Source organism: Thiothrix sp. (genome assembly GCF_028714775.1).
Taxonomy (GTDB): domain Bacteria; phylum Pseudomonadota; class Gammaproteobacteria; order Thiotrichales; family Thiotrichaceae; genus Thiothrix.
The window spans coordinates 168,697-194,394 of record NZ_JAQTLS010000006.1; the positions used below are offsets into that span (position 1 = coordinate 168,697).

34 protein-coding genes are annotated in these 25,698 nt (G+C 51.7%); 27 read left to right on the forward strand and 7 right to left on the reverse strand.

Going from position 1 to position 25,698, the window contains the following annotated elements:
- Nucleotides 1-36: 36 nt before the first annotated feature.
- The 5 genes from PHE17_RS07205 to PHE17_RS07225 are packed head-to-tail and all read right to left on the reverse strand — an operon-like array spanning nucleotide 37 to nucleotide 3,235.
- Nucleotides 37-741 carry a hypothetical protein gene (locus tag PHE17_RS07205; RefSeq protein ID WP_301015150.1) on the reverse strand — a complete coding sequence of 235 codons (705 nt, stop codon included), beginning with the start codon at nucleotides 739-741 and terminating at the stop codon, nucleotides 37-39.
- A complete protein-coding gene (locus PHE17_RS07210; RefSeq protein WP_301015151.1) occupies nucleotides 734-2,200 on the reverse strand; it encodes an FtsK/SpoIIIE domain-containing protein in 1,467 nt (488 codons plus the stop codon). Before PHE17_RS07210 ends, PHE17_RS07205 begins: the two co-directional genes overlap by 8 nt.
- Nucleotides 2,190-2,564: a hypothetical protein gene (locus PHE17_RS07215; RefSeq protein ID WP_301015152.1), complete on the reverse strand. Its 375-nt coding sequence runs from the start codon at nucleotides 2,562-2,564 to the stop codon at nucleotides 2,190-2,192. Before PHE17_RS07215 ends, PHE17_RS07210 begins: the two co-directional genes overlap by 11 nt.
- Nucleotides 2,561-3,106 carry a hypothetical protein gene (locus PHE17_RS07220; protein WP_301015153.1) on the reverse strand — a complete coding sequence of 182 codons (546 nt, stop codon included), beginning with the start codon at nucleotides 3,104-3,106 and terminating at the stop codon, nucleotides 2,561-2,563. The genes PHE17_RS07215 and PHE17_RS07220 overlap by 4 nt, the downstream gene beginning before the upstream one ends.
- Nucleotides 3,107-3,235, reverse strand: a complete 129-nt coding sequence (locus tag PHE17_RS07225) for a hypothetical protein (RefSeq protein ID WP_301015154.1) — start codon at nucleotides 3,233-3,235, stop codon at nucleotides 3,107-3,109. It abuts the gene before it with no gap.
- 374 nt (nucleotides 3,236-3,609) lie between these two features.
- On the opposite strand from PHE17_RS07225, the gene PHE17_RS07230 reads away from it, so the two are divergent.
- The 4 genes from PHE17_RS07230 (at nucleotide 3,610) to clpA (ending at nucleotide 8,107) form a co-directional block, all read left to right on the forward strand.
- The gene (locus tag PHE17_RS07230; RefSeq protein WP_301015155.1) at nucleotides 3,610-3,957 is read left to right on the forward strand and encodes an FUN14 domain-containing protein; all 348 of its coding nucleotides are present in this window, start codon (nucleotides 3,610-3,612) and stop codon (nucleotides 3,955-3,957) included.
- 73 nt (nucleotides 3,958-4,030) lie between these two features.
- Complete coding sequence (icd, locus tag PHE17_RS07235; RefSeq protein ID WP_301015156.1) at nucleotides 4,031-5,284, forward strand: NADP-dependent isocitrate dehydrogenase; 1,254 nt, start codon at nucleotides 4,031-4,033, stop codon at nucleotides 5,282-5,284.
- A gap of 191 nt (nucleotides 5,285-5,475) precedes the next feature.
- Entirely contained in the window at nucleotides 5,476-5,808 is a 333-nt protein-coding gene (clpS, locus tag PHE17_RS07240; protein WP_301015157.1) for an ATP-dependent Clp protease adapter ClpS, read from the forward strand.
- A gap of 4 nt (nucleotides 5,809-5,812) precedes the next feature.
- Nucleotides 5,813-8,107, forward strand: a complete 2,295-nt coding sequence (clpA, locus tag PHE17_RS07245; RefSeq protein WP_301015158.1) for an ATP-dependent Clp protease ATP-binding subunit ClpA — start codon at nucleotides 5,813-5,815, stop codon at nucleotides 8,105-8,107.
- A gap of 47 nt (nucleotides 8,108-8,154) precedes the next feature.
- Here clpA and infA read toward each other — a convergent pair whose 3' ends face one another.
- The gene (gene infA, locus PHE17_RS07250; RefSeq protein WP_301015159.1) at nucleotides 8,155-8,373 is read right to left on the reverse strand and encodes a translation initiation factor IF-1; all 219 of its coding nucleotides are present in this window, start codon (nucleotides 8,371-8,373) and stop codon (nucleotides 8,155-8,157) included.
- Nucleotides 8,374-8,590: 217 nt separating this feature from the next.
- On the opposite strand from infA, the gene fabD reads away from it, so the two are divergent.
- The 10 genes from fabD (at nucleotide 8,591) to PHE17_RS07300 (ending at nucleotide 17,095) form a co-directional block, all read left to right on the forward strand.
- Nucleotides 8,591-9,538, forward strand: coding sequence for an ACP S-malonyltransferase (fabD, locus tag PHE17_RS07255; protein ID WP_301015212.1), 948 nt, complete (start codon nucleotides 8,591-8,593; stop codon nucleotides 9,536-9,538).
- Nucleotides 9,538-10,293, forward strand: a complete 756-nt coding sequence (gene fabG, locus PHE17_RS07260; RefSeq protein WP_301015160.1) for a 3-oxoacyl-ACP reductase FabG — start codon at nucleotides 9,538-9,540, stop codon at nucleotides 10,291-10,293. Before fabD ends, fabG begins: the two co-directional genes overlap by 1 nt.
- Before the next feature lie 81 nt (nucleotides 10,294-10,374).
- Complete coding sequence (gene acpP, locus PHE17_RS07265) at nucleotides 10,375-10,614, forward strand: acyl carrier protein (protein ID WP_301015161.1); 240 nt, start codon at nucleotides 10,375-10,377, stop codon at nucleotides 10,612-10,614.
- Between the two features lie 72 nt (nucleotides 10,615-10,686).
- Nucleotides 10,687-11,931 carry a beta-ketoacyl-ACP synthase II gene (gene fabF, locus PHE17_RS07270; protein ID WP_301015162.1) on the forward strand — a complete coding sequence of 415 codons (1,245 nt, stop codon included), beginning with the start codon at nucleotides 10,687-10,689 and terminating at the stop codon, nucleotides 11,929-11,931.
- A complete protein-coding gene (locus PHE17_RS07275; protein WP_301015163.1) occupies nucleotides 11,932-13,257 on the forward strand; it encodes an aminodeoxychorismate synthase component I in 1,326 nt (441 codons plus the stop codon).
- Entirely contained in the window at nucleotides 13,244-14,053 is an 810-nt protein-coding gene (pabC, locus tag PHE17_RS07280) for an aminodeoxychorismate lyase (protein ID WP_301015164.1), read from the forward strand. The genes PHE17_RS07275 and pabC overlap by 14 nt, the downstream gene beginning before the upstream one ends.
- The gene (mltG, locus tag PHE17_RS07285; RefSeq protein WP_301015165.1) at nucleotides 14,050-15,078 is read left to right on the forward strand and encodes an endolytic transglycosylase MltG; all 1,029 of its coding nucleotides are present in this window, start codon (nucleotides 14,050-14,052) and stop codon (nucleotides 15,076-15,078) included. The genes pabC and mltG overlap by 4 nt, the downstream gene beginning before the upstream one ends.
- A 5-nt stretch (nucleotides 15,079-15,083) precedes the next feature.
- A complete protein-coding gene (gene tmk, locus PHE17_RS07290; protein WP_301015166.1) occupies nucleotides 15,084-15,722 on the forward strand; it encodes a dTMP kinase in 639 nt (212 codons plus the stop codon).
- The gene (holB, locus tag PHE17_RS07295; RefSeq protein ID WP_301015167.1) at nucleotides 15,719-16,678 is read left to right on the forward strand and encodes a DNA polymerase III subunit delta'; all 960 of its coding nucleotides are present in this window, start codon (nucleotides 15,719-15,721) and stop codon (nucleotides 16,676-16,678) included. The genes tmk and holB overlap by 4 nt, the downstream gene beginning before the upstream one ends.
- Nucleotides 16,679-16,723: 45 nt before the next feature.
- On the forward strand, nucleotides 16,724-17,095 hold the full coding sequence (locus tag PHE17_RS07300) for a PilZ domain-containing protein (protein WP_301015168.1): 372 nt from the start codon (nucleotides 16,724-16,726) through the stop codon (nucleotides 17,093-17,095).
- 29 nt (nucleotides 17,096-17,124) lie between these two features.
- Here PHE17_RS07300 and PHE17_RS07305 read toward each other — a convergent pair whose 3' ends face one another.
- The gene (locus tag PHE17_RS07305; protein WP_301015169.1) at nucleotides 17,125-17,520 is read right to left on the reverse strand and encodes a helix-turn-helix transcriptional regulator; all 396 of its coding nucleotides are present in this window, start codon (nucleotides 17,518-17,520) and stop codon (nucleotides 17,125-17,127) included.
- A gap of 219 nt (nucleotides 17,521-17,739) precedes the next feature.
- On the opposite strand from PHE17_RS07305, the gene PHE17_RS07310 reads away from it, so the two are divergent.
- From PHE17_RS07310 to PHE17_RS07370, 13 genes are all read left to right on the forward strand, one after another.
- Nucleotides 17,740-18,087, forward strand: a complete 348-nt coding sequence (locus tag PHE17_RS07310; RefSeq protein WP_301015170.1) for a hypothetical protein — start codon at nucleotides 17,740-17,742, stop codon at nucleotides 18,085-18,087.
- Nucleotides 18,087-18,416 carry a hypothetical protein gene (locus PHE17_RS07315; RefSeq protein ID WP_301015171.1) on the forward strand — a complete coding sequence of 110 codons (330 nt, stop codon included), beginning with the start codon at nucleotides 18,087-18,089 and terminating at the stop codon, nucleotides 18,414-18,416. Before PHE17_RS07310 ends, PHE17_RS07315 begins: the two co-directional genes overlap by 1 nt.
- 93 nt (nucleotides 18,417-18,509) lie before the next feature.
- Nucleotides 18,510-19,658 carry a phage/plasmid replication protein, II/X family gene (locus tag PHE17_RS07320; protein WP_363320087.1) on the forward strand — a complete coding sequence of 383 codons (1,149 nt, stop codon included), beginning with the start codon at nucleotides 18,510-18,512 and terminating at the stop codon, nucleotides 19,656-19,658.
- 16 nt (nucleotides 19,659-19,674) lie between these two features.
- Nucleotides 19,675-20,076: a hypothetical protein gene (locus PHE17_RS07325; RefSeq protein ID WP_301015173.1), complete on the forward strand. Its 402-nt coding sequence runs from the start codon at nucleotides 19,675-19,677 to the stop codon at nucleotides 20,074-20,076.
- A 2-nt stretch (nucleotides 20,077-20,078) separates the two neighbouring features.
- Nucleotides 20,079-20,405 (forward strand): hypothetical protein, encoded by a 327-nt coding sequence (locus PHE17_RS07330; protein ID WP_301015174.1) that lies wholly within the window; start codon nucleotides 20,079-20,081, stop codon nucleotides 20,403-20,405.
- A 30-nt stretch (nucleotides 20,406-20,435) separates the two neighbouring features.
- Nucleotides 20,436-20,660, forward strand: coding sequence for a major capsid protein (locus tag PHE17_RS07335; protein WP_301015175.1), 225 nt, complete (start codon nucleotides 20,436-20,438; stop codon nucleotides 20,658-20,660).
- A gap of 119 nt (nucleotides 20,661-20,779) precedes the next feature.
- On the forward strand, nucleotides 20,780-22,105 hold the full coding sequence (locus PHE17_RS07340; protein WP_301015176.1) for a hypothetical protein: 1,326 nt from the start codon (nucleotides 20,780-20,782) through the stop codon (nucleotides 22,103-22,105).
- Nucleotides 22,106-22,474 (forward strand): DUF2523 family protein, encoded by a 369-nt coding sequence (locus PHE17_RS07345; protein ID WP_301015177.1) that lies wholly within the window; start codon nucleotides 22,106-22,108, stop codon nucleotides 22,472-22,474.
- Nucleotides 22,475-22,476: 2 nt separating this feature from the next.
- Complete coding sequence (locus tag PHE17_RS07350) at nucleotides 22,477-23,742, forward strand: zonular occludens toxin domain-containing protein (RefSeq protein WP_301015178.1); 1,266 nt, start codon at nucleotides 22,477-22,479, stop codon at nucleotides 23,740-23,742.
- A gap of 10 nt (nucleotides 23,743-23,752) precedes the next feature.
- The gene (locus PHE17_RS07355; RefSeq protein WP_301015179.1) at nucleotides 23,753-23,953 is read left to right on the forward strand and encodes a hypothetical protein; all 201 of its coding nucleotides are present in this window, start codon (nucleotides 23,753-23,755) and stop codon (nucleotides 23,951-23,953) included.
- Between the two features lie 139 nt (nucleotides 23,954-24,092).
- Nucleotides 24,093-24,269 (forward strand): hypothetical protein, encoded by a 177-nt coding sequence (locus PHE17_RS07360; RefSeq protein WP_301015180.1) that lies wholly within the window; start codon nucleotides 24,093-24,095, stop codon nucleotides 24,267-24,269.
- A gap of 57 nt (nucleotides 24,270-24,326) precedes the next feature.
- Nucleotides 24,327-24,710, forward strand: a complete 384-nt coding sequence (locus PHE17_RS07365; protein ID WP_301015181.1) for a hypothetical protein — start codon at nucleotides 24,327-24,329, stop codon at nucleotides 24,708-24,710.
- Between the two features lie 32 nt (nucleotides 24,711-24,742).
- Nucleotides 24,743-25,027 (forward strand): hypothetical protein, encoded by a 285-nt coding sequence (locus tag PHE17_RS07370; RefSeq protein ID WP_301015182.1) that lies wholly within the window; start codon nucleotides 24,743-24,745, stop codon nucleotides 25,025-25,027.
- Nucleotides 25,028-25,698 lie beyond the last annotated feature (671 nt).

Sequence of the window (25,698 nt, forward strand, 5' to 3'; positions counted from 1 at the left end):
AGGTAAGGGCGTGTTTTTACATGCCCTTACTGTTTCTTACATGAGGACACCCAAGGCTTTAGCATAGGCAGAATCAGGGTCTAAGCCCGTATCCGTCAGCTTGAGAAAATCTTCCCTAGCTTTTTCCAATGCATGTTTAACCCGTGCGGTGCTGATCCGTGCCTTATTCGTGCCTTTACCGTCATACACGCCACGTCCGGTGGGGGCTTGGAAAATAGCCCATTCCCGTGCCACGGCATAGCTGGCGGAATAAAGGTCTTCCCCATTACGTACCCAACGATGGATGGCAGGCTGCTTTTCTTTTGCCAGATACAGGGCAAAAATGGTGTCTTGTACCTTGGGGGTGAAGGGCGTGGAGGCTGAAAGGTCGAGTTCTTTGACCGCCCGATCCAAGGTTTCCGGCACAATCTGGTAATGCCCGACTGCCAACAGCTTTTGCGCGGAACAGGATGGTAGCGATTGGTAATACTGGATTTGCCCAATGGTCATGCCTGTGAGGTTCAGCGAGACCCGGTTACTTTTGGCGCAACGCATTGAGCCACGGTTGTAGCTGTTGTAACCGCGCGTGCCTGCTTCACCTTCCAGTATCAGTTTTTTGAGCGTACCCGACGGGGCATGGCCTTGGAATGCCGTGCCCGCAGCCCATAGGGATACAAGCAGACCCAGCGCGAAACCAAACCAATGCCGATGGATGACGCTCATGACAGCAGGAGCGCCTACGTGGTAATGGATGCTATTCATCCAGCCATTTCTCCCGGATAGCAAGTACAGCTTGTTCAATATCTTCGCCAGAGATAGCGGCTGCCAAAGCGCGTTTGGGGGAGGCATCACCCGCCATGAAGACGTAGCATTCGCCTTGCTCGCCCAAGGTTTCGCAGCCTTTTTGCCCAATCAGCAATTCACTGAACTCATGGGCACGCACCCGCATTCCGATACTGGAAGGGATACCGTGGCGCAGTGCTTCACCGCAGGTTTTAGGGTCATAACACTGGATACCAAACAGGAAGTGGATACCGGCCTCTTGGGTAGGGGCAGCACCAATCATTTCCAGCAATAACGCCTTGATCGCCTCGCCTACCTCACGGTCGTCATCAGCAGATACGGGGACGCCGCATTTCAAACCAATGGTGAGTTCACTGAAAGCAATCAGTTGGTAAGGCATTGGCTGTTCGGGGAAACGGCGGTTGTAGGCTGCGATGTTGTTCACACCAGCCTCGGCAAACAGTTGGCAACGCTGGTTCATCATTTCACGGATATGCAACAAGCGGCGGTATGCCTTATGCATCTCGATAATGACGGGTTCGGTGACATGCGGCAAGCTGTTGCAAACCGCCAATTCCAGTACTTTCGGGTCAATCAGGGTGATGCGCAACTTATCCGGTGGCAGGCTGTAAGCCGTGCTAAGCAAGATATTGAGCATCTGTCCGGCACGTTCCATACCGACTTCGCCGCCCACCAGCAAATGGGGGGCATGGGTAATGTCCACTACCACCGGATTGCCGACCAAATCTTCTCCAACAAGGCCGGGCAGGGGATAACCTGACTTCTGGGCAGTCTGCAACATATCCAAAGTACGGATTGCGCGGTACTTGGTTTTGGGGATATACAACGCCGCCCGCCCATTACCGATGTTGGCATCCACGGTGATGTGGTCGCCTTTGGGCAGTTTCAGGGAACGCGCAAAGTTATCCCCCAAGGTGGCGATATTGTTGATGTCGAAACCTTGCTGCACTTCCAATTCGTACATGTCCAAGGTCGCACCCGACGTGTCTAAGACCACGACATTGGCTTTAACGCCGTGGGCATTTAAGGCATCTTGAACTTTTTTGCCCCACCATTTATCGGGATCCATGCCTTCTTCAACCAGAAAGCGGTGCTTGATTTCTTCGGCTTTCGCCACTTCGGGTTTGGCTAACCAATGTCCGCCGCGCAGTGGGCGGGTGGCATCCAGAATGGCGATAGCGACAATGATCGCAAGGCCAGTCGCAAAGCCAGGGATTTCCCAAATTAAATACAAGACAAAGAGGGCAGGGATACCAACCAAGGTCGGTTTTGCCATGTCAACCAAGTCAGCAGGATTGGGTTTGGCGGTACGCCAAGCTTCGGGGAGGACGCCGATTTTGTGTTTCGCGCACCAGTCAATGACAGTTTTTAGTGCGGGTTGTCGCTGTGGTAATGTTTTAACGAAGTCAAGGGACACTAGTTTTGGCCTCCGTGGCCGTGCTCGCGGGTTTGGTGGTTGGGAGAGTAGCAGCAGTCGTTTTGCCTTCCCACCAATTCTTCACGCTATCCCACCATTGTGGTGTAGCTGCCGCAGCCAATGATGTTTCAATACGCCCAACCGTGACGGATACAGGTTGGCCTTGATAGAGGGAATATGCCAATATTCCGACAGTTGCAGCGCCGATCAGCCCAAGCCATGAAATGCCTGAAGCGGCACTTCCAGCACCGCTCCCAACATGGACATGCACTTGCACCGGGTCTTGCGGTGGCGGCGCGAATGTCTGGACAGGCAGCAGCTCTCCCATCAATACCCGCTGCCCCTCTGTCAACTCTTGCCTCATCCACCGCACCCGCAGTTTTTGGCCCACTTACCATCCAGCGTCCCCGCTTTGTTCATGGCAAGGCATTCGTTCTTCTCTTGTTGGTTCAACGAACGGCCTAAGACAGAGCTGTAAAAGCTGCATTGGCTCATGTCATATTGGCGTGCTTGGACAAACGCGATATTGGAGTTGTATTGAAAGCCCGGAACGGCTTGGGAAACGCGGTTCATGTCAGCACCACCCGCAGTCATGAGGATCAAGACCAGTACGGTCGAAGCTACCCAGTTGATTTCCTCTTCCCAGACATTCGCCATGCTGAGGATGGCACGTGCGCCTTCGGCGAGGGCAACAACGCCGATTTTGTATGGAGGGGCGTTAAGGCCAGTGAATGACAGCGGGTTTTCCCCGTGGAAAGCGTAGTACCCCATCCATACAGCAGCTATCAAGTGGAATAACCAACCAATATCAACTGCGCTCATTCCCATAAACAATGGCTTGGTACTGAGCATGGTGGCAATGCGGATGCGTTTTGGGTCGCCAGCGACAGGAGTAGAAATAGCCATTTATGCAATCCCCGCTACGGTCATGGAAGGGAGTGTCACAACGGACATACTGGCAATAACTTGCTGCATCATGGTGGGGGTAAACCTCGCGCCTTGTTCAAAAATAAAACAAATGGGCGCAACTGCCATGCCTAGTCAATCCTTGACACTCTACTTCGCTGCGCCCCACTACTAATGTAACCGTAAATGCCGTGGTTAGGTGAGCCAAGCCACCCACAAGCTGGTTGAAAGAACCATGCATTTTTTTGGGGTTACATCAAGGACGTGTATTCTAGCAAAATAATGAACAGAAGATGAACAAATGAAGGCGAAATAATCATAACTAATGTCAAAAAAACATTAGATAAACCGTGAAAGCGTGGGGTTTTCGTGACCATTGTAACGTATGTCTGATTAATTTGTGAACGATTTTTCTGATGCAATGTGAAAAAATGTATCTATAATCCTCACCGCAGACTGTCACTAGTCGACGGCACGCATTATCAGAACCTGAAGGAAGCAATATGAACGACTACGCTCTCAATCCATCCCAAGCCCCTGATTTTCTATCCTCCAGCTTTTTGTTGGGTAATGTAGGTGCGCCTTTCGTCATCGGTTTGGCGGTCGGGTACTTCGCCAAAAAGATGTTGCGCTTAGCACTGTTTCTGGGAGGTGCGGCGTTGGTATTGCTGTTTGTTACTGAATACAACGGCATGACCCACGTTTCAGATGGCAACTTGCAAAACGCAGCCAGTGCTGCCGCCGACGTTGCCAAATCTTCTGGTAACTTTTTGGTGGAGCGCCTATCCCACATTACCAGCAAAGGCGTGAGTGCTACCGCTGGCTTTTTTGTTGGCTTGAGGCTGGGTTAACTGGGCATCAGTTTCCGCTTCGCTTATAATCGCCCGGCGTGCCGAGAGGGCTTACTAAATTTGGAGACTACCCATGTACCAGCATATCAAGGTTCCCGCACAAGGCGAGAAAATCACAACGAACGCCGATTACTCGTTGAATGTGCCGAACAACCCTATTATTCCTTACATCGAAGGTGATGGCATTGGCGTCGACATTAGCCCAGTCATGATCAAGGTGATTGATGCTGCCGTAGCCAAGGCTTACGGCGGTGAACGCAAAATTTCTTGGATGGAAGTGTACGCAGGCGAAAAAGCTACCCGCGTTTACGGTGAAGACGTATGGCTGCCGGACGAAACCGTTGCTGCCGTTAAGGATTTCGTGGTTTCCATCAAAGGCCCTCTGACCACGCCAGTCGGCGGCGGTATCCGTTCCCTGAACGTCAAACTGCGCCAAGACTTGGATTTGTACGTTTGCCTGCGCCCAATCCGTTACTACGAAGGCGTTCCTAGCCCTGTAAAAGAGCCGGAAAAAACCGATATGGTGATCTTCCGTGAAAACTCCGAAGACATCTATGCGGGTGTTGAATGGGCGGCGGGTTCCCCTGAAGCGAAAAAAGTTGTTGATTTCCTGCTCAATGAAATGGGTGTCACCAAAATCCGCTTCCCAGAAACCTCTGGCATTGGCATCAAGCCAGTTTCCTTGGACGGCACGAAACGTCTGGTGCGTAAAGCGATCCAGTACTCCATCGACAATGACCGTAGCTCTGTTACCTTGGTACATAAAGGTAACATCATGAAGTTTACTGAAGGCGCGTTCAAAACGTGGGGTTACGAGCTGGCGAAAGAAGAATTCGGCGCGGTGGAATTGGATGGCGGCCCATGGTGCTCTTTCAAGAACCCTAAAACCGGCAAAACCATTATCGTTAAGGACGTGATTGCGGATGCATTCCTCCAGCAAATCCTGCTGCGTCCGGCGGAATATTCCGTTATCGCCACGCTGAATTTGAACGGCGACTACGTTTCTGATGCGCTGGCAGCGCAAGTGGGCGGCATTGGCATTGCGCCGGGTGCAAACCTGTCCGATTCCATTGCGATGTTTGAAGCGACCCACGGCACTGCACCTAAATACGCAGGCCAAGACAAGGTGAACCCCGGTTCCCTGATCCTGTCAGCGGAAATGATGCTGCGTCACATGGGCTGGGTGGAAGCGGCTGATTTGATCGTTTCCAGTATGTCCGGTGCGATTGCTTCCAAGCGGGTCACGTATGACTTTGCTCGCCTGATGGCTGGTGCGACTGAAATCAGTTGTTCCGCATTCGGCGACAACATGATCGCGCACATGTAATCCCATCGGGCTTCGGCCTCGATCGTGTTACCTCAGGCGGCCTTTGTGCCGCCTGTTTTTTTGGATGGGGCTTGCATTTGGAAAAAGATGCACCCATCTAACGCAGGGATAGTGACAGTGAGCGGTTAAACCGTTTATAACATTACTTGTATTCAATGTTTGATGTGTAACGCTTGGGGCAAGTTGAACGAATGGCTCAGAAACATAAACACAATCCGAATGATAGCCACGAATCTGGCGTAGCGGTGCAGGAATCCCGCCCAGAGGTGAAAGAACCACCGCGCTTTAAAGTTATACTGTTAAACGATGATTTCACGCCAATGGACTTTGTAGTGGAAGTGCTGCAAGCCTTTTTTGGTATGAATCGGGAGAATGCCACGCGGGTCATGCTGAACGTGCATACCAAAGGCAAAGGCGTGTGTGGTGTCTATACTCGTGACATAGCGGAAACCAAGGTGGCCCAAGTCAACAGGTTTGCGCGGGAACACCAACATCCTTTGCTGTGTACTATGGAAGAGGCATGAGTTTATGTTGAGCGCTGAAGTAGAATACTCGATTAACACCCTGTTCCGTGATGCCCGTGACATGCACCACGAATTCGTGACGGTGGAACACCTATTGCTTGCCATGCTGGATAACCCCAGTGCAGCGGAAGCTTTACGCGCCTGTAACGTCGACATCCCATTCCTGCGCCGGGAGTTGGAACAGTTTATCAATGAAAATACCCCGCTGATTCCTGAAAGCGACCGGCGTGATGTGCAACCCACCTTGGGGTTCCAGCGCGTCATCCACCGTGCTGTTTACAGCGCCCAGTCTTCCCGCAAAGGCGAAGTGACGGGTGATGCGGTACTGGTAGCTATTTTCGGCGAACCAGATTCCCACGCGGTCTATTACTTGTCACGCCACCGCGTTACCCGGCTGGACATCATCAATTTCATTTCCCACGGTATCCGCAAAGACCGGATGCCTGATCCACCGGCAGGTCATGGGCGTGATGACGATGCCCAGCAATCCCAAGCCAACCAGCCAGACAATGATGCAGAAAATGAGGGTGGCAAACCGCTGGAAAAGTACGCCAGTAACCTCAACAATTTGGCATTGGAAGGCAAGATCGACCCCCTGATCGGGCGTGACCTTGAAATCGAACGTACCGTGCAAGTGCTTTGCCGCCGCCGCAAAAATAACCCCTTGTTAGTGGGCGAAGCAGGTGTGGGCAAAACGGCAATTGCCGAAGGTTTGGCTAAACGTATCGTGGATGGCGAAGTGCCTGAAATCCTTGCTAATGCTGTGATTTACTCGCTGGACATGGGGTCATTGCTGGCAGGCACAAAATACCGGGGTGATTTCGAGAAACGCCTTAAAGCTGTGCTCAAGCAAGTCAAAAATGAGCCACATGCGGTACTGTTCATTGATGAAATCCACACCATCATCGGTGCGGGGGCAACATCGGGCGGCACAATGGATGCTTCCAACCTGATCAAGCCTGTGCTGTCAACTGGCGAGATCAAGTGCATCGGCTCCACCACTTTTCAGGAATACCACAGCATTTTTGAAAAAGACCGGGCGTTGGCGCGGCGTTTCCAGAAAATTGACATCAACGAGCCGAGTGTCGATGAAACCATCGACATCCTCAAAGGCTTGAAAGCGCGGTTTGAAATCCATCACAACGTGCGTTACACCTTCCCGGCGCTCAAAGCAGCGGCGGAATTGGCAGCCAAATACATCAATGACCGCCATTTGCCGGACAAGGCCATCGACGTGATTGACGAAGCGGGGGCAAACCGTCAGTTGCAACCGGCGGCTTCCCGCAAGAAAACCATTACCGTGCATGACATTGAAGAAATTGTTGCCAAGATTGCGCGGATTCCGCCCAAATCGGTTTCTTCTTCCGACATGCAGATTCTGCGCACGCTCGACCGTGACCTGAAAATGGTCATTTTTGGGCAAGATAAAGCTGTGGATCAACTGACCACTGCCATCAAAATGGCGCGTTCTGGGTTACGGGATGATACCAAGCCGATTGGTTCCTTCCTGTTTTCCGGGCCGACTGGGGTGGGTAAAACCGAAGTTTCCAAGCAGCTTGCCCTGCGTTTGGGAATTGAACTGCTGCGGTTCGATATGTCTGAGTACATGGAACGGCACACGGTTTCACGCCTGATCGGTGCGCCGCCGGGTTATGTCGGTTATGACGAAGGCGGGTTGTTGACCGATGCCGTCAGTAAGCACCCGCACGCTGTCCTATTGATGGATGAGATGGAAAAAGCCCACCCGGATGTGTTCAACCTGTTGTTGCAGGTGATGGATCACGGCACATTGACGGATGCCAACGGGCGCAAGATCGACTTCCGCAACATCATCCTGATCATGACCAGCAATGCCGGGGCGGAAAATATCAGCCGTAAGTCACTCGGTTTCACCACGCAAGACCATACGCTGGATGCCAGCGAGGCGATCAACCGCACCTTTACCCCGGAATTCCGCAACCGTTTGGATGGGATGATCCAATTCAACACGCTGACGCCGGATGTGGTGGCGTCTGTGGTGGATAAGTTTATCATCAAGCTGGAAGCACAACTGGAGCCGAAGAAGGTTGTGTTGATTGTGGACGAGCTGGCTCGCCACTGGTTAGCGGAAAAAGGTTACGACCGCCTGATGGGGGCACGTCCAATGGAGCGGGTCATTCAGGAGCATATCAAGAAGCAACTGGCCGAGGCGATCCTGTTTGGTGAACTCAGCCAAGGGGGCAGGGTAGATGTTTCGGCGGATGGTGACGGCTTGGTAATCGAGATGCACGGCACGGAGGCGGCGGCGCTACCAGCCTGACTTTCCGTGTAGACGTGACACTGATGATGCGCCCTGCGGGGCGCATTTTACTTGTTGCGGTAACTGATGCGGCCTTTGGTCAGATCGTAAGGGGTGAGTTGCACAGTTACGCGGTCACCCGTCAGGATGCGGATGTAATTTTTGCGCATACGACCTGAAATATGGGCGTTTACAACGTGACCATTATCCAGAGTGACGCGGAACGTGGTATTGGGTAGGGTTTCAAGCACCGTACCTTCCATTTCAATGTAATCTTCTTTTGCCATAGGGGTCTTTAAAAATGCCGGGAAAACTAAAGCGCGTATTATCCTTGCCACACGCCAGATGACAAGCTCTTTTTCCCTAAAGGATGCGTATTTACGACGATCAAGTAGGGAATTTACGCTTTTGTTAGTTTCCATCGGCCTTGGTTTTGATTAGGATAGGCAAATTTTCTATTTCGGGGCGCAAATGACGCCCGTTTTTCGCTGGAGTGGGGCATTCATGGCAATAGCAGGTATTTTTCCGGGGCAAGGTTCCCAATCGCTGGGTATGCTGGCTGCATTGGGTTCACAATTCAATGAAGTACGCGACACATTTCAAGTTGCTTCTGATGTATTGGGGCGCGATTTATGGCGACTGGCGCAAGAAGGCCCGGAAGTGGTACTCAATAGTACAGAAAACACTCAGCCGCTGATGTTGGCAGCCGGTGTTTCCGTGTGGCGTGTATGGCAAAAACAGGGTGGATGCCAGCCTGTTGCCGTCGCAGGGCATAGTTTGGGTGAATATTCCGCGCTGGTTGCCGCTGGCGTGCTGGATTTCTCGGATGCGGTGGCCTTGGTTGCCGAACGCGCCCGCCTTATGCAAAATGCGCTGGATGGCGGTGCTGGCGCAATGGCAGCAATTTTAGGGCTGGATGATGCGCAAGTCGTGGAAGCCTGCGCACAAGCTGCCCAAGGCGATGTGGTTGAAGCAGTGAATTTCAATTCACCGGGGCAAGTAGTCATCGCGGGTAATGCGGCTGCGGTTGACCGTGCGATCCAAACGGCGACAGCAATGGGGGCAAAAAAGGCCATTAAGTTGTCGGTCAGTGTACCTTCCCACTGCGCATTGATGAAACCAGCAGCAGAACAACTGGCAATCCGCTTGGCAAGTGTGAAATTTGATGCGGCGCACATGCCAGTCTTGCATAATGTGGATGCAGCCGCCCGTACCAACGCCGCTGACATGAGTAGCGCCTTGGAACAGCAACTGTACCGTCCGGTACGCTGGGTTGACACCATTCAGCAGTTGAAAGACGGATACGCAGCGACGGCTGTGGTTGAATTTGGGCCGGGCAAGGTATTGGCAGGTTTGAACCGCCGTATCGACCGCAAAATGGGGGCAGTTTGCGTCCACGACAACGCAACGTTAGAAGAAGCATTAAAACTTTGTGAGGAGGCGGGAGCCTGATGGATTCACTGATCAGTTTGCAGGGTGAAGTTGCCTTGGTCAGCGGCGCAAGCCGTGGTATTGGGCGCAGCATTGCCGAAATGTTGGGTAAAGCGGGCGCTACCGTGATTGGCACCGCTACCAGCGAAAAAGGTGCAGAAGCGATTTCTGCCTACCTGTCCGCAGCAGGCATCAACGGCAAAGGCATGGTGCTGAATGTCGCTGATAAAGCCTCTATTGATGGTGTGGTTAAAGCAGTGACTGAAGGCTTCGGGGGCATCAGCGTGCTGGTCAACAACGCAGGTATTACCCGCGATAACTTGTTGATGCGCATGAAAGATGAAGAGTGGGATGACATCATTTCCACCAACCTGACTTCCGTTTACCGCATGAGCAAAGCCTGCCTGCGCGGTATGACCAAAGCCAAGAAAGGCCGCATCATTTCCATTTCATCCGTGGTAGGGGCATCCGGCAATCCGGGGCAGACCAACTACGCAGCGGCAAAAGCCGGTTTGGTCGGTTTTTCCAAATCACTGGCGCGGGAAATTGGCTCACGCAATGTTACTGTCAACGTGGTAGCGCCGGGCTTTATTGATACTGACATGACCCGCGAGCTGTCAGAAGAACAACGCAGCCATTTGCTGCAAAATATCCCGTTGGCACGGCTCGGGCAACCAGCTGAAATTGCTGGGGCAGTGCTATTTTTGGCATCGCCACTGGGCGCGTACATCACGGGTGAAACAATTCATGTTAACGGCGGCATGTATATGGCCTAAACCTGCTGGCATGATGCACAGGTTTTAAATACAATAGTCTACCGCTACTGAGCATTTTTTATTAACGAGGAACAAGAAACCATGAGCGATATTGAAGCGCGCGTCAAAGCCATCGTAGTTGAACAACTGGGCGTCAGCGAAGACGAAGTAACCAATACATCTTCCTTCATTGACGATCTGGGCGCGGATTCACTGGATACCGTCGAACTGGTTATGGCACTGGAAGAAGAGTTTGGTGCTGAAATCCCTGACGAAGACGCTGAAAAGATCACCACCGTCCAAGCTGCGATTGATTACATCAACAAGGTGCAACAAGGTTAATTCCTGCCTTATAAGCCGCAGCCTGTGTAAGGTTGCGGTTTTTCCTTAAGAATCAACGATGGGGGCATTCATTTGTCTAAGCGACGTGTAGTAGTGACAGGTTTGGGGATTGTTTCGCCTGTCGGTTCCAAGCTGGAAGCAGCATGGGACAACATTAAAGCAGGCCGCAGCGGTATCAACCGCATCAGTCCTGACCTGTTTGACACCAGTACGTTCAGCGTGAAAATCGCCGGTAATGTCAAAGGTTTCAATGCTGACGATTACATCAAACCGAAAGACCAGAAAAAAATGGATAAATTTATCCATTATGGGATCGGTGCGGGTGTCGAAGCGATTCGCGACTCTGGGCTGGAAGTGACCGAAGACAATGCCGAACGCATTGGTGTATTGATGGGTTCCGGTATCGGTGGTCTGGATACCATTGAACGTAACTACGCCACGTTCCTGAGCGGTGGGGCACGTAAGATTTCCCCGTTCTTTGTCCCTGCAAGCATTATCAACATGGTGGCGGGCAACCTTTCCATCATGTACGGCCTCAAAGGGCCAAATATGTCCATCGTATCTGCGTGTGCGACGGCTACCCACAGTATCGGCGATGCTGCCCGCATGATTTCTTACGGCGATGCCGATGTCATGATTGCTGGTGGTGCGGAAATGGGGTCAACCCCGTTGGGTATTGGTGGTTTTGCTGCCGCCCGTGCGCTTTCTACCCGTAATGATGACCCAGAAGCGGCGAGCCGCCCGTGGGACGTTGACCGTGACGGTTTCGTACTCGGTGACGGGGCAGGCGTACTGGTGCTGGAAGAGTACGAATTCGCCAAAAAACGTGGTGCACGCATTTACTGCGAATTGGTTGGTTATGGCATGAGCAGCGATGCTTACCACATGACCACCCCGTCCGAAGGTGGCGAAGGTGCGGCACGTTGCATGGTCAATGCCATGAAAGACGCGGGCTTGAATGCCTCTGACATTGATTACGTCAATGCGCACGGTACTTCCACTCCGGCGGGTGATAAGGCTGAAACCATGGCGGTCAAGCGTGCGCTGGGCGACCATGCTTACAAAGTGGCGGTCAGTTCCACCAAATCCATGACCGGGCACTTGCTGGGTGCAGCGGGCGGTATTGAAGCGGTATTCAGCGTGCTGGCTATCCGTGACCAGATACTGCCACCGACCATCAATATGCAAAACCAAGACCCTGAATGTGATCTGGACTATGTTCCTAACGTTGCCCGCGAAACCCGCGTGGATGTTGCCATGAGCAACTCTTTCGGCTTCGGCGGCACAAACGGGACGTTGATTTTCAAGAAACTTTGATTGCATAAGCAAACCTTTAAGGGCGGGCATGATTTGCTCGCCCTGCATGAACAAGACCCCGCCCGTTATCCTTTCCTGCTGGAAAGCGTCGTTACCTCCCCCCATGCCCGTTACAGCCTGCTGTTTGCGTTCCCGCAGGAAACCTTGCGTCTGGATGATTTGGATGAGGAAAGTTTTTGTGGGCGGTTAGATGCGACTTGGAAAGAAACCCCTCCTAGCCGCCTCGGACAGGAACTGCCATTCCGGGGCGGGTGGTTCTTATACCTTGCTTATGAGTTGGCGGGGCAATTGGAGCCGACGTTGCAACTTCCCGTAGAGGGTGATGGTTTGCCGATTGCCTTGGCAGTACGGATTCCCGTGGCAGTTATTGTTGATCATCACCAGAACGAAACGGTGGTACTGGCGGAAACGGGATTTGAAGCGGAATTTGCGGTAGTGCTTGAGGATATGGAGAGAAACGTCTCTTGTCCCTCCCCTGATAAGGGGAGGCTAGGAGGGGTTTCCCTATCCGAAGACCCTCCCGCCCAATTCACCGCTGGCGTTGACCGTATCCGCGATTACATCGCCGCCGGTGACGTATTCCAAGTCAACCTGTCGCGAGCATGGCAAGGGGATTTGCCATCCGTACACAGCGCTGACCTCTACCGGCAATTGCGCCGTACCAATCCAGCGCCGTTTGCCTGCCTTGCCGATTTCGGTGAATTTGCCGTCATCAGTTCATCACCAGAACGTTTAGTCAGGGTACAAGATGGCTGGGTGGATACCCGCCCGATTGCCGGGACACGCCCACGCGGTGACGATCCTGCCCGCGACCAAGCACTGCTGGAAGAGCTGATTGCCCATCCCAAAGAACGTGCCGAACACATTATGCTGATCGACCTTGAACGCAATGATCTAGGGCGTATTTGCGACTATGGTACGGTCAAGGTGGACGAATTGATGGTGGTGGAAAGCTACCAACACGTTCACCACATCGTTTCCAACGTGCGCGGTAAACTGCAAGCCGGGATAACACCGGGGCAAGTGATCCGTGCGGTCTTTCCCGGTGGCACAATTACCGGCTGCCCCAAAGTACGCTGCATGGAAATCATCGCGGAACTGGAACAGACGGGCAGGGGGGCTTACACCGGCTCAGTCGGCTACCTGAACCACAACGGCGATATGGATTTGAATATCCTTATCCGCACCATGACGTTGGCGGGCAAGCACCTCAAATTCCGCACGGGTGCTGGCATCGTGATGGATTCCATCGCAGACAACGAACTCAAGGAAACCCGCCACAAAGCGCGTGGCCTGCTCAGGGCGTTAGGCCATGATTTGGGTTAACGGGATCATTACCGACCATCTACCTGTCACTGACCGGGGCTTGTTGTACGGTGATGGCGTATGGGAAACCCTTTGCATCAATGATTGCCTGCCAATATTGCTTGATTGGCACCTGAAGCGCCTCCAGCAAGGTTTACAGGCATTGTCCATCACGCCGCCCGATATGACGCAATTTATCATGGAAATTCATGCTGCCTGCACACTCAAAGAAAACGGCATCCTTAAGCTAATTATTACGCGCGGCAGGGGAGTGCGCGGCTACAACCCGCAATCTGCTGGGGAATGTACCCGTATTATACAACTGAGCGATGCGGCAACTTACCCGCCGGGTTACGCCACTCAAGGTATCTGCTTAACGTTGTGCGAAACCGCGTTGGCGCATCAACCGCGCTTAGCGGGTTTCAAGCACTTGAACCGTTTGGAGCAGGTCTTGGCACGTGCCGAGTTTGGCGCAGATTTTCAGGAAGGCTTGGTGCGTGATTACGCTGGAAACGTCATCGAAGGTACAATGAGTAACCTGTTTGTGGTGCAAGCTGATGGCAGCGTCTGCACGCCCGACCTGTCCCAGTGTGGGATCGCCGGTGTCATGCGGCGATTTATTATTCAAACTCTTGCGGAATTGGGCATTGAGTGCCACATTCGCCCCCTGAAACTGGAAGCGATCAGAACAGCAACCGCGCTGTTCATGACCAACTCACTGATTGGCCTATGGCCTGTGCGCGAGTTTCAAGGAAAAACTTACAACATACCGCCACTGGTTCAGGTACTGCAAACAAGGGTTAAGACAATTACATGAAACTGGTTTCCAAACTACTGGGTTTTCTGTTGGCAACGGGCGTTGTGACAGCGGGTTTTCTGTTCTGGTACCAATACACTACTTTTCTGGAAACGCCGGTCACAGTCACTGCCGCTAACGAAATTTTCGAGGTCAAAGCGGGCAGCAATGCGCGTCAGGTCGCAGGGCAGTTGCAAGCGCAAGGCGTTGTGCAACAGAGTTTGCTGTTTCTTGTCCATGCGCGTATCACCGAAATGTCCGATAAGCTCAAGGCGGGCGAATACAAGCTGGAAGCGGGCATGAAACCGGATGATGTGCTGAAAAAGCTGGTTTCCGGGCAAACCTTGCAATACCAGCTTGGTATCATTGACGGCAAAACTTTCAAAGACATCATGGCTAGCGTCCGCAGTCATCCAACCTTGGTACAGACCCTAGCGGATGCCGATTACGCCAATATCATGCCGAAACTCGGTGCACAGGCAGGCATGTCACCGGAAGGCTGGTTCTTCCCCGATACCTACAATTTCCCGCGTAAGAGTACCGACCTTGAGTTCCTGCAACGTAGTTACAAAGCGATGCAGACTTATTTGCAAAAGGCTTGGGATGGGCGCGAACCTACCCCCTACATCAAAACTCCGTATGATGCGCTGATCTTGGCGTCCATCGTGGAAAAAGAAACGGGCTTACCGGAAGAGCGCCCGCTGATTGCCCGCGTATTTCTTAACCGGCTGGCGAAGGGCATGATGTTGCAAACCGACCCGACGGTGATTTACGGCATTGGCGACAAATACGACGGCAACATCCGCAAAACCGATCTGACAACGGATACGCCGTATAACACTTACACCCGCACTGGTTTGCCGCCGACGCCAATTGCCACGCCGAGTAAGGCTGCGATTGATGCGGTAATGCATCCCGCCAGCAGTGATGTGCTCTATTTCGTGGCGACAGCACCGGGCGCTGCTTCGCATTTTTCGGCAACGTTGGACGAACACAATCGCGCGGTGCAGCAATACATTTTGAATCGGGATAAAGCCAAGGAGTAGGCACAATGGAACGCGGAAAATTCATCACACTGGAAGGCGGCGAAGGTGCGGGTAAAAGTACTAATGCCCAGTGGATTGCCGATTACCTGCGGGCTAAAGGCAAAACCGTGCTGGTGACGCGCGAACCGGGCGGAACCGAAGTTGCCGAAGCTATCCGTGGGGTGTTGCTGTCGCCGGAGTTACCGGGGATGAATTCCGATACCGAATTGCTGTTGATGTTTGCCGCCCGCAATGAACACTTGCAGAAAAAAATCCTGCCAGCGTTGGGGCAGGGCACATGGGTCATCTGCGACCGCTTCACTGATGCTACTTATGCCTATCAGGGCTACGGGCGCGGCATTTCCTTGCAGCGCATTGCTGAGTTGGAAACGTGGGTGCAAGGTGATTTATGCCCCGATTACGTCATCCTGTTTGACCTTGATGTGGCAACGGGTATGGCACGTGCCCAAGCGCGGGGGCAGGCTGACCGTTTCGAGCAAGAACATGCCGACTTTTTCGCACGTATTCGCAATGGTTATCAAGCACGTGCTGAGGCTGCACCCGCCCGCTACCCGCAGATAGATGCAGGGCAAACGTTGGAGCAGGTTAGGGCGCAATTGGAGCAGCTTCTTGAGCGTATTCTGACGACGGAAGAGGTTGCATGATTTACCCGTGGCAAGCTAGCTTGTGGGAATCCGTGCAGCGGGCGCGGCAAGACAAGCACTTGCCCCACGCCTTGTTGTTTACGGGCGAAGATGGCTGCGGTAACACGGACTTCCTGCAAACTTTGGCTAAAAGCCTGCTGTGTTTGAATCCTAGTGGCGATGGAATGGCGTGTGGGCAATGCCGTAGCTGCCAAGTGTTTGGCGCACAGGCGCACCCCGATTTCGCTGCTGTGAGCTTGCAGGAAGAGCGGCAGGCAATCCTGATCGAGCAAATCCGTGAGTTGAATTACTTTCTTGGCCTGAGCCGCAGTTACAGCCCCAACAGGGTCGTTACGATTGTCCCGGCAGAGCGCATGAATATCAATGCCGCCAACAGCTTGCTTAAATCACTGGAAGAACCCGCGCCGAATACCCATATCTTGTTGCTGACGGCACATCCTGCCGCGCTATTGCCCACCATCCGTAGCCGTTGCCAAGAAATGCGCCTGCCATTACCAGCACCAGAGATGGCGCTCGCGTGGTTGCAACAACAAACCTTGCAACACCCTGCGGAAACATTACTGGCAGCAGCACACGGCAGACCGTTGGAAGCGCTGGAATTGGATTCGACCGACACTCTCGCACAACACAGGCAATGGTTGCACCATTTAGGCCAGTTGGCGCAAGGGGAGGGCAATATCACTGAAATTTCGGCGCACTGGGAAAAGTATGACAAAACCCTGCTGCTCAATTGGCAGTTGGATTGCCTGCACGCTTTAGCGAAACAGGAACAGTTACCGCAGCAGCCTGCATCTTTCCCGGTAGAGTTGCAGACCATACGCAAAGGTGGGGTCGGTGAACAAAAATTATGGGCAATACATGAGAAATTACTTGAACTCAAAAAGCTCGCGACCCACCCACTTAATCCGCGCCTGTTCGTTGAATCCATGTTAATGTTATGGAAGGCAACGCATTGATAGTATGATGATGTTCCACAGGGGAAGGTTAGTTAAAGGAGGGTGATGGACGTACAGCCACTCGCGCACAATGGCACGGAGAGAAGCACGAACAGCATTTCAGTAGCAATTGCTGACAAATCTGCTTTACATGCCAGCTACATGCCGTTTATCAAAGACGGGGGTATCTTTGTGCCTACCACCCAGCGCTTTGGCCTGCACGATGAAGTTATCCTGCAACTACGCTTAGTGGAAGAAGGCAAGAAACTACTGATCCCCGGGCGTGTCATCTGGATTTCCACCGGCATGGGGCATCGCGGAACGAGTCCCGGCATTGGCCTGCAATTTACGGGTGAGCATCGCGCCCGCATCAAACAGTTCTTGGAAGAAATCCTTGGCGAACTGGTCAAACAACCAGCCCTAAACCCAGCTTACTAACGACAGATGAAAGGATGGGGGAATGCCATCTACGCACTCTTCTCTCCTTTCTTAATTTCGCATAATGCATAGGGGGTGAAATTTCCGTGCGGTGCAGCATATCCCAGATTTTGCGCCTGAGCGTTTCCAGCCAGTAGGGTAGCCACTACCCCGGCGCTGGTTGCGTACCGTGCTGCCTGCCGTTTCCAGAATTCGACTTTTCCCGGTTCCCGTTCCCCTTCCAGCCTTACCGCCGCTATTACTGCTGCGGGTTCAATTTCGAGAATCTCCGCAAGCTGAAAACATGCCTGTTCGTCCGGCTTCCTAAGCCCTGTCCGGTAATGCCCTATTCTTCCCTTTCCTACGCCTATGGCTTTCGCTAGGGCGTAATCACTGGATAACCCTAATTTTTCCCTTGCCGCGTCTAGCAATTGTTCTGTTTTCATGGCTTACCCCTTGAATGGTCTACGTCCGTAGTCTATAGTTTGCATTAGGTCTACTGATGTAGCCTAAATCCCCCGGCACGGGGAGGCTAGCTACCTCCCCAACCCTTCCGGGCATTACCGGGGTAAGGTTAATCCACATTGTCGGGGGACAATATGCAAGCTGTAAGAACTAACCCTAATCAAAGCATACTGCTAACGCATCTAGCACGCAAAATCCTTTTGACCTACCCAAGCGCTACCGCCCGTGAACGCTATTACCGCGAAGCATGGCAGCCCCACCACGGCGCAGAGGGTGTAGAACAATTGCGGGGTTTCGTTTCCCGTGAATTGGCAAACTTTTACGGCTGGTCGGCTTTAAAGGGAGTATCAGCCGCTTTTTCCCGTTTCCCCTCCTACCTCGAAGAAGTCCCGGCCTCCGTCCTCTCAGACCGCCCGGATAACCAGATTGTCGAATCCCGGAAAGTTTCGCAACAGTCTGCCCCGTGGTGGTCTGATCTTCCGTGGTTGGCTCCAAACTCTTCCGCAATATGGAAATTTCCACGTAGACAAACTGCGGGGGCTTTCTAATGGATAGTTTCAGCCCTTTTCTGATCGGCCTGTTACTGGGCATTATCATTGGTGTTGTTTCCTATGGATTGCTGATGCAAACACCCGGCAAGGTATCCCAACAAGAAAATACCCTTGACCTGAACGCGCTTATGGTTGGTCAAATCCAGCAACAACAACAGCAAAACATGCTGCGGCAAATGCAACTGGATCAGGCACGGCAAGAGGCCGAGTTTCGCCAGTTGGAAGAATCCCGCGTCAAGTATTTGGCGCTGGCACAAAAACCGGATTACTCGGCAATCGTTGCCAGTGTCAGCCGTGAGTTAGAACGGCAAGGGCGGGCGTCGTGATTACGTTCCGTAACCTTCCCCCATCCCAAGGCATGACTTGCAAACCGCTATTCGCCCGTACTGAATTGTATTATGCAGTTCTAAGGGGGCTTTATGCTCATTGACTGGCTATCCCTCAAGCTGCCCACTGATAACCTTGATTTTGAGGACGTGCGCAAGTGGCAGGATCGGCAAGCCCGCGTTCTGCGTGTTGCTGCCGGAAAGTCTACCGTAGGGGTGAGCGAAACAGGTGAACCCCTAATGTTGATTGATATGCATGGCGGCATAGAGTGGGAAACCGCCGCATGGGATAGCGTTCGCAGTGATTCCCATCAATTGGCCTTTCAGGTCACAGCCTCAAGTATCCGCATTCAAGGTTCACCCGCCCGCGTTCTGGGTGACGGTGACAATGTGTTTTCTTGCGGCGCTGCTGCGGCGCTTGATCTTACCGGGTGCGCTATCCGCATGATCTCGTTTATCTCGCAACATACAGGCATTGACCTGCCCAATGGTTGCGCCGTGGTGGATTGGTCAGTAACCCGCGTTGATGTTACCGAAAACCTGTATCTAGGTTCTCTCCCTGCTGTCCGGCAAGCCTTAACCATCCTGCGGGATTGTGAGGGCGGGCGCTACCGGGTGAGCCAGCAAGCCGGGGATTCTGTCTACTGGTCGCATAAGTCGCGGTTACGTTCCGGCAAAGCCTACGCAAAAGGCGCGGAACTGGTCAATAAAATGGTACAGGTGGCTAAATCAAAGATTGATACACCTACCGTTATTTACAGTTTGGAAAAGTTGGAATTGGCAAATAGCCTTTTACGGCTTGAACTAAAACTCGGCGCTCAATACTGGCGTGAGCGTTCGGGGTGCAAATGGCACGAAGTAAAGCCAGATACTCTTAAACAAGAGTGGCAATCTTATTTTGCACGAATGATTGGAGGTGCAGAGATCATGTCTGAAAATGATATATATGCACGGCTTTTAAAAGTCGTTGATGTTAAGCCAAACGGCACACCCAAGGAAACCCAAGCTAAGGCGGCTTTTAGTCTCTGGTGCTTGATTAAATCCGAAGGCTGGCAAAAATCGCGGGACATTACCAATAAAGCTACGTGGTATCGGAATTTAAAGCATTTGCACAATGCTGGCCTTTCTGATGCCGACATATCACGCGGTAATGTCGTTCAACTTCGCCAGAAAGTGCTTGAAGCAACTCCGGTTACATCGTGGGAAGAATTACGCCACGTTCATTATTTACATGCAGCTTAAATAGAGGTTCAATATCATGGATATGTCAGTTTTTAATTTTACCGCTCCACAACTGGTTTTTACTGGTTTGCTGATCCGCGTCAATTTCAAGGATTCCACTGTCAACACAAAGACGGGTGAAGAATTTCCGGCAAAGGTGCAATTGCAGCTTATGTGTAACATCGTTTCCCGCGATGATTCCATACGCTCGGAAATGGTTAATTTGTCGCTCAAAGACGAAGACTTATTTCAAGAATATAATTCTTTGATTGGTAAGATTATCTCTGTACCTGTCGGCTATATGGTTCCCGAAAAGGGCAGGGGCGTTATTTTCTGGGCATTGCAAGGCAATCACCCGCAAGTTTATAACCATACTAAGCCTTCCGGCTCTTCTTCCGGCTCCGCGTCTGGCGTTAAATCGCCTTTGGTTGGTGGCTAATCATGGCTGCGCAAGATGGCTACCTTTTCTTTTATTACACGCCTAATCTTGCTAGCGGCTTTGCATCCACCGAATGCAAGGGTACGCCAGAAGCTGCATGTTCTGCCGCTTCTGGCTCCTACCATGTTGGGCAGGGTAACGTTTACTGCACCATGCCTGAAAATAATGCTTACGGGACATTATCAACGTGTCCCGTTGCTCCTGATCCACTAGGTTTAAACACGGTTGACCCGTCCTTACTCGCTTATATGTTTGGCTCGGTTCTCCTGTTTTGGGTGATAGGTCTTGGCTTTGGCCTTGTCGCTGCGCAATTACGAAAAGCCAGATAATGTTTGTTTAATCAATTAAGGAGATAACTCATGAAACCCATGAATGTCATGAAAAAATACGGCGCTAAAGTTTTTGGCGTTTTTGCTGGTGCTACTGGTCTGGTTACTGCCGCAAACGCTGACTACATGACTGACATCCAGTCCAGTGTCACCACTGCCCAAACTAACGCCTTGACCGTTGGAGGGTATGTTCTGGCTGCTGTTGCTGCCCTGATCGTCATTTCCTTGATCATGAAATTGATCCACAAGGTTTAAACCTTCGGGTTTGCCGTCGCTCTACGGGGTGACGGCTTTCAAGTTCCCGGCGCGGTGGAGCCTGCGGAATGGCGGCGGGAACTTGAAAGCTGTTACAACATTCAAGGACGCAAAGGAAAATGTTATGCTTACGCTCTGTTTTGGTGTTCTTCTCTCGCTTGCTTGGCTTGTTGGCGTTTCTGTGGGTGTTCGATTCTAGCCTTGCCGTTGCTTCTTCTAGCCTTGTTACAGGCCACATAAAAACTGTTTACGATTGCGCTGATGCAATGACCGCCGTGGGCGCTCGTCGTGCTGCTGCCCTTGATGATGCAAGCCGCTGGAATTGCTCCGTCACTGAGGATACAGGGGTAAAATGCTGGGCGCTGGGTACTGGTTATTATGATGCCCCTGAAGGTGAATGCGGCGTTAAGGGCTTTCATGTTCAGATGGTGCGCACTGATGCGCCTAGTTCTGATCCTAATTGTTCTTTGTCTGGTCGGGATGAACAAGGCAATTGGATACCCCAAGGGGATGAATTTAAGCAAGCCTGCCTTGGCTCGAATACTGTTGAATGCCCCACTGGTTCTGCTCCAACGTCTCCCGGTGATCCGTCCGATTTTACGTGTACCTGCTCCAATGGCTCCCTATCCTATGACGGTCTGACCTGTGAGGCCGTAAAGCCTGATCCTTGCCCGCCAATTATGGCCGCTTGTGAATCTGGCTGCGGTGCTGCTGGTGCTGACATTAACCAGTGCAATTCAACCGATGGCGATTTGGTAGGAACCCCTTATTGCCATTGTAAGGAAACCCCACCAGATGACCCAACCGCAAAATGCAACCCTGAAACGGGCGCTGGCTGTTCCACTTCCGGTAAACAGGATGAACAAACCGGGTTATTAAGCGGTATTCAGTCCAATACCAGCGGGGTGAAAGAATCCGTTGATGGTGTTAAAACCTCTGTGGATGGTTTAAAAGGTTCCATTACAGGCCAGCTAGGGCAAACTAATACGCTTTTGGGGCAAATCCTGAATTCAGATGGTGTTAAAAACGCGGGTGGTGGTGGTGGCGGGGATGTGAACGTTGATACTGGCGGCATTGAATCCCGGCTTGATTCTATCAATAATAAGATGACTCCCGGTGCGGATACTGGCAAGTTTGCAAAAACTGTTACCCCTTACGATAATACAGCTTATGACAATGCTAATAACTTAAAGGTTAAGGAACTTCAAGACCAAATGGACGCGCTAAGAGTCCAGATGAAAGCTGACCTTACTAATATCTTGCATCCTCCCGCTGTTTCTGGCTCTGCCCATCTTCCGTGCTGGCGTAATCTGCCTTTGTATCAAAGCCATACATTTAATATATGTTTTGCTGATTACGAAGAACAGTTAAGCATTATCCCGTTGTTCGTTTATGGCTTGGGCTTTTTAATTGCTGGTTTAATTATTTTAGGAGGTAAGAAATAAATGGAAATCTTACTGTCTTCTATCGCCTCTCTAGTTGACTGGCTTGATTGGTTTTTTAATTTCGGCGGTTTAATTGCCAAGTTTCAGCAATTACTAGGGCATTTAATGTCGGGTATTATTGTCGGTTACTGGACATTAAAATTAAGCACCGCTGTTTTTATGTGGGGCGTAGCCAAGCAAATTCTTTTAGATTTACAGGTTACGCAATACATTGATAGCCTTTTTACCAATTTCGACAGTCAAATAATTTCAATGCTTTTATGGTTCCGTATCCCGGATTTTATTCACTTAATTGTAACTGCCTACGTTACTAGATGGGCAATAGCTGCCATGTCTTCTATTGTTGGCTTTGCGTCCTTTATGTCTTAACTATGTCAATTAAAATTCACCACGGTTTCCCCGGCTCTTATAAAACATCTGGTGCGGTTCAGGATGACTTTGTACCCGCCGTTTTAGAAGGTCGCCACGTTATAACCAACGTTCGCGGGTTGGATTCTGAGGATAATATAAGGGATGTTTTGGAAGGGCAGGGCTTAAAGGTTCCTGAATCGTTCCGGCTCACTTGGCTTGATACGTCGTCAAGTGAAACTATGGATATGGTGCGCAAGTGGTTTCACTGGGTTCCTAATGGTGCGTTTTTGCTGCTGGACGAAATCCAAGAGATATACCCGCGTTCGATGCGGGAAAGCGCTTTAAATAAGTTTAATTTTCCTAATGGTCTGGATGCTGCAACCCAAGCTGGAACCTTTGAAACTTTGGCATTGGCTTTTGAAAAACATCGCCACAAGAATTTGGATTTTGTTGTAACTACTCCCCATATTCAAAAAGTACACCCTGTTGTAAGGGGTGCTGCTGAGGGCGGTTATAAGCATAAAAACTTGGCTGTTTTAGGTTCGTTTTTTAAAGGTCGCTATATTGAGGGGTTTCACCCTGTAGATACCAATGGTAGGCCATCAGATTTTTATTCTGTCACCCGTAAGAGTATAAAGCCGTATGTTTTTAAACTTTACAAATCTACTGCCACGGGTAAAGCTACCGATACCACGGCAGGGAGTAGCCTTCTTAAAAACGGTAAGGTTTTGGGCTTGCTCCTTCTCCTTCTTCTTCTCTTCGTTGTTCTCGCTGTTGTTCCCGCTCCTGACTTTGTTAAAAGCCAGTCTGCAAGCTCTGTTCCGGTTTCTTCGCCGTTGGTTCCTCCCTCCGCTCCGTTGGCTGCTGCTCCTAATCCTGCAAACGGTTATAAAAATTCTGGTTTGGCTGTCCATAATAGTCTTGGTGGGTTATCTGCTCCGCTCCCTCCTCGTTTAGCGTTCCTTCAATGGTCTGACATTGAGTTTCGCGGCTGGGGTAATTGGTTTGGGCAACAAACGTATGAAATACGTTTTACCAGTCCATCAGGTAATTACGTGGACGTGAAGGAAAACAACGCTGCCCGCTTTGGTCTGGCTGTTGTCGTTTATGACCGTTGTGCAGCAAGTATTTATTACTCGGGGCGGGAAGTTGCCGCCGCTTTTTGCAAGCCTTCCCAAGTTCCCAAGGAAGCGCCGCAACCTTTGCAGAATCCGGCAGAACTTACGGTTACTGCTGGGCTTGAGGGTGCTAATCAAATGGCTAACCCCTTCGCTGCTAAACCTTGAGGTGTTTATTATGGGTCAATGTATCGCTAATGTGTCTTTCTCTGCCGATTTCCTGCAAGCCGTTTATCTTGTTGCTGGGGTTTCCTTCGTTGCTGGCTTATTGGTGGCGGGTTCTGTTGCCTTGGTTTGGTGGTTGTACTTTCTCCCATCCTTCCCGGATGTTGACAATAAAACCGGGCGACAGCTCGGCGCTGGGGCTGATCTGCCTTAAAAATCCCTGTTTTTTCTTTAGATTGTCCTACAATCCGGTTTTTGCCGTTCGTCTCTTGATTGTTGTAACAGGATTCAAGTTACTGTAAGACAAGTTACTGTAAGATGAATCTTGTAACGTAATTCAAGAGGTAAACAACATGAAAAAGCAAAAACTCCCGGCCTCCACCTTTGGCGGCGTTGCTGATCTGGTAGGGTTGCAATCCGGGTGTGAATCATCCCCAAAGCCCAAAGCCCCCAAGCCAGTCAAAGCCGTCCAGCTTGAGTTTTCCGGCCTTCCGATGGGTCACGGCGGCAAACGTAGCGGGGCAGGGTGACCACAAAAGGCGGAACCCTCCAAGCCTGTCCGCGTTCCCTTGGCGCTCGTTGCTACGGTGGAACAGTTGGTTGATGCGTATCGGGCCGGTAACGTTGCTGAGTTTTTCCGTTCAATGGCTCCCGCTCCTGCTCCCATCCTTGTCTTGAATCCCGTTACAACAATCAACTCCGTGATGTTGAATGATGTTACAGAAATCAAAGCAGAGGTTCCGGGGCTTAAATGGTTCACTCCTTCCGGTTTCCCGTTTGTTGCTGAGCATGGCGGGAAGTGTTTCCCCCTTCGCTATGACTATGAGGGTGTTCTATGGTCTGGTCGTGGTCGTATGCCTGCCGCCGTGGATAAGTGGGTGGAAGAGTGCAAGGGGTGGGGCAAAACACGCGCCGTTGCCTTGGCAGAAATTGAAGAGGTCATGCTATCACGGGGATATACCCGCGTTTGAATGTTGTTACACTAATCAAGAGGTGCAAAATCATGTGGATGGAAGTTAAACGGCGCTATTGCTGGTTTGTTATTGGGCAGTTCTTATGGGTCATTGCGTCGGCGCTGAAACAGCCTTACAAAGTCCGTGACGTGTGTATCATGTTGTTCGGTCATACGTCCGTTGCTGATCGCTTGGCAGATCGGGCAATGTTGCGGGCTGGTGTGTCGTCCGCTGAGGTGTACGCTGATGCTGTTGCCGATGATCGCCCGCCAGTGGCTCGGCCTGCTGTCCTTGATGCCATGTTCTCGGCCTCTTTCCGTAATGGTCGGCGGTGATCTGTAGCAACCTGTAGCGTGTAGTAGTATGTAGTAGTGATACATGATACTACACGCTACAAAGGTCAACCTCTTAAGCCCGCAAGGGCTGCAAGTTTGGGATGGCGCAAGGGCGTAGCCCTTCGGTCACAGTCCCCCCGCAAGTCTTCGGAGTTCGCCCCAACACGTTCACCACTGCAACCCCTCAAGAACCAAACACCAAGGGCAGCACAACAGCAAAACGAAGCGCGGGAACCAAAGCCGAACAAAGCCAAGCCTTTCCGCCCTGAAAACCGGGCAAGCGTAGCGCGGCAGTCCCCCAAGCCTTCACCGCGTCAAGTATCGCTTGTCGGATTCGCAAGAATCCGTCAAACGGTACTTGTTGGCACACTATCACACGCGACCAACGGGAAGCGCACCAGAACCCCAACACGCACGACAACAACAAACACCATAGGGTAGTGGGAAGCATAGCGCCCCACCCTCTGACCGTCTGGCGAAGACTGGGCGCGGGCAAAGCCCGCATCTTGAAAGCGGTTACAGTAATCAAGTACAAGGCCATGTTTCCGGCCTGCTGACACTCCCCAAAGCGTACCCCCTAACCGTAGCGCCCCAGCGCGAAGGGAAGGGGGGGGAAAGCTGCCGGGGGGTGTCGTGCCCGTACCTTATAACATGGGCACTTTGTCTCATAG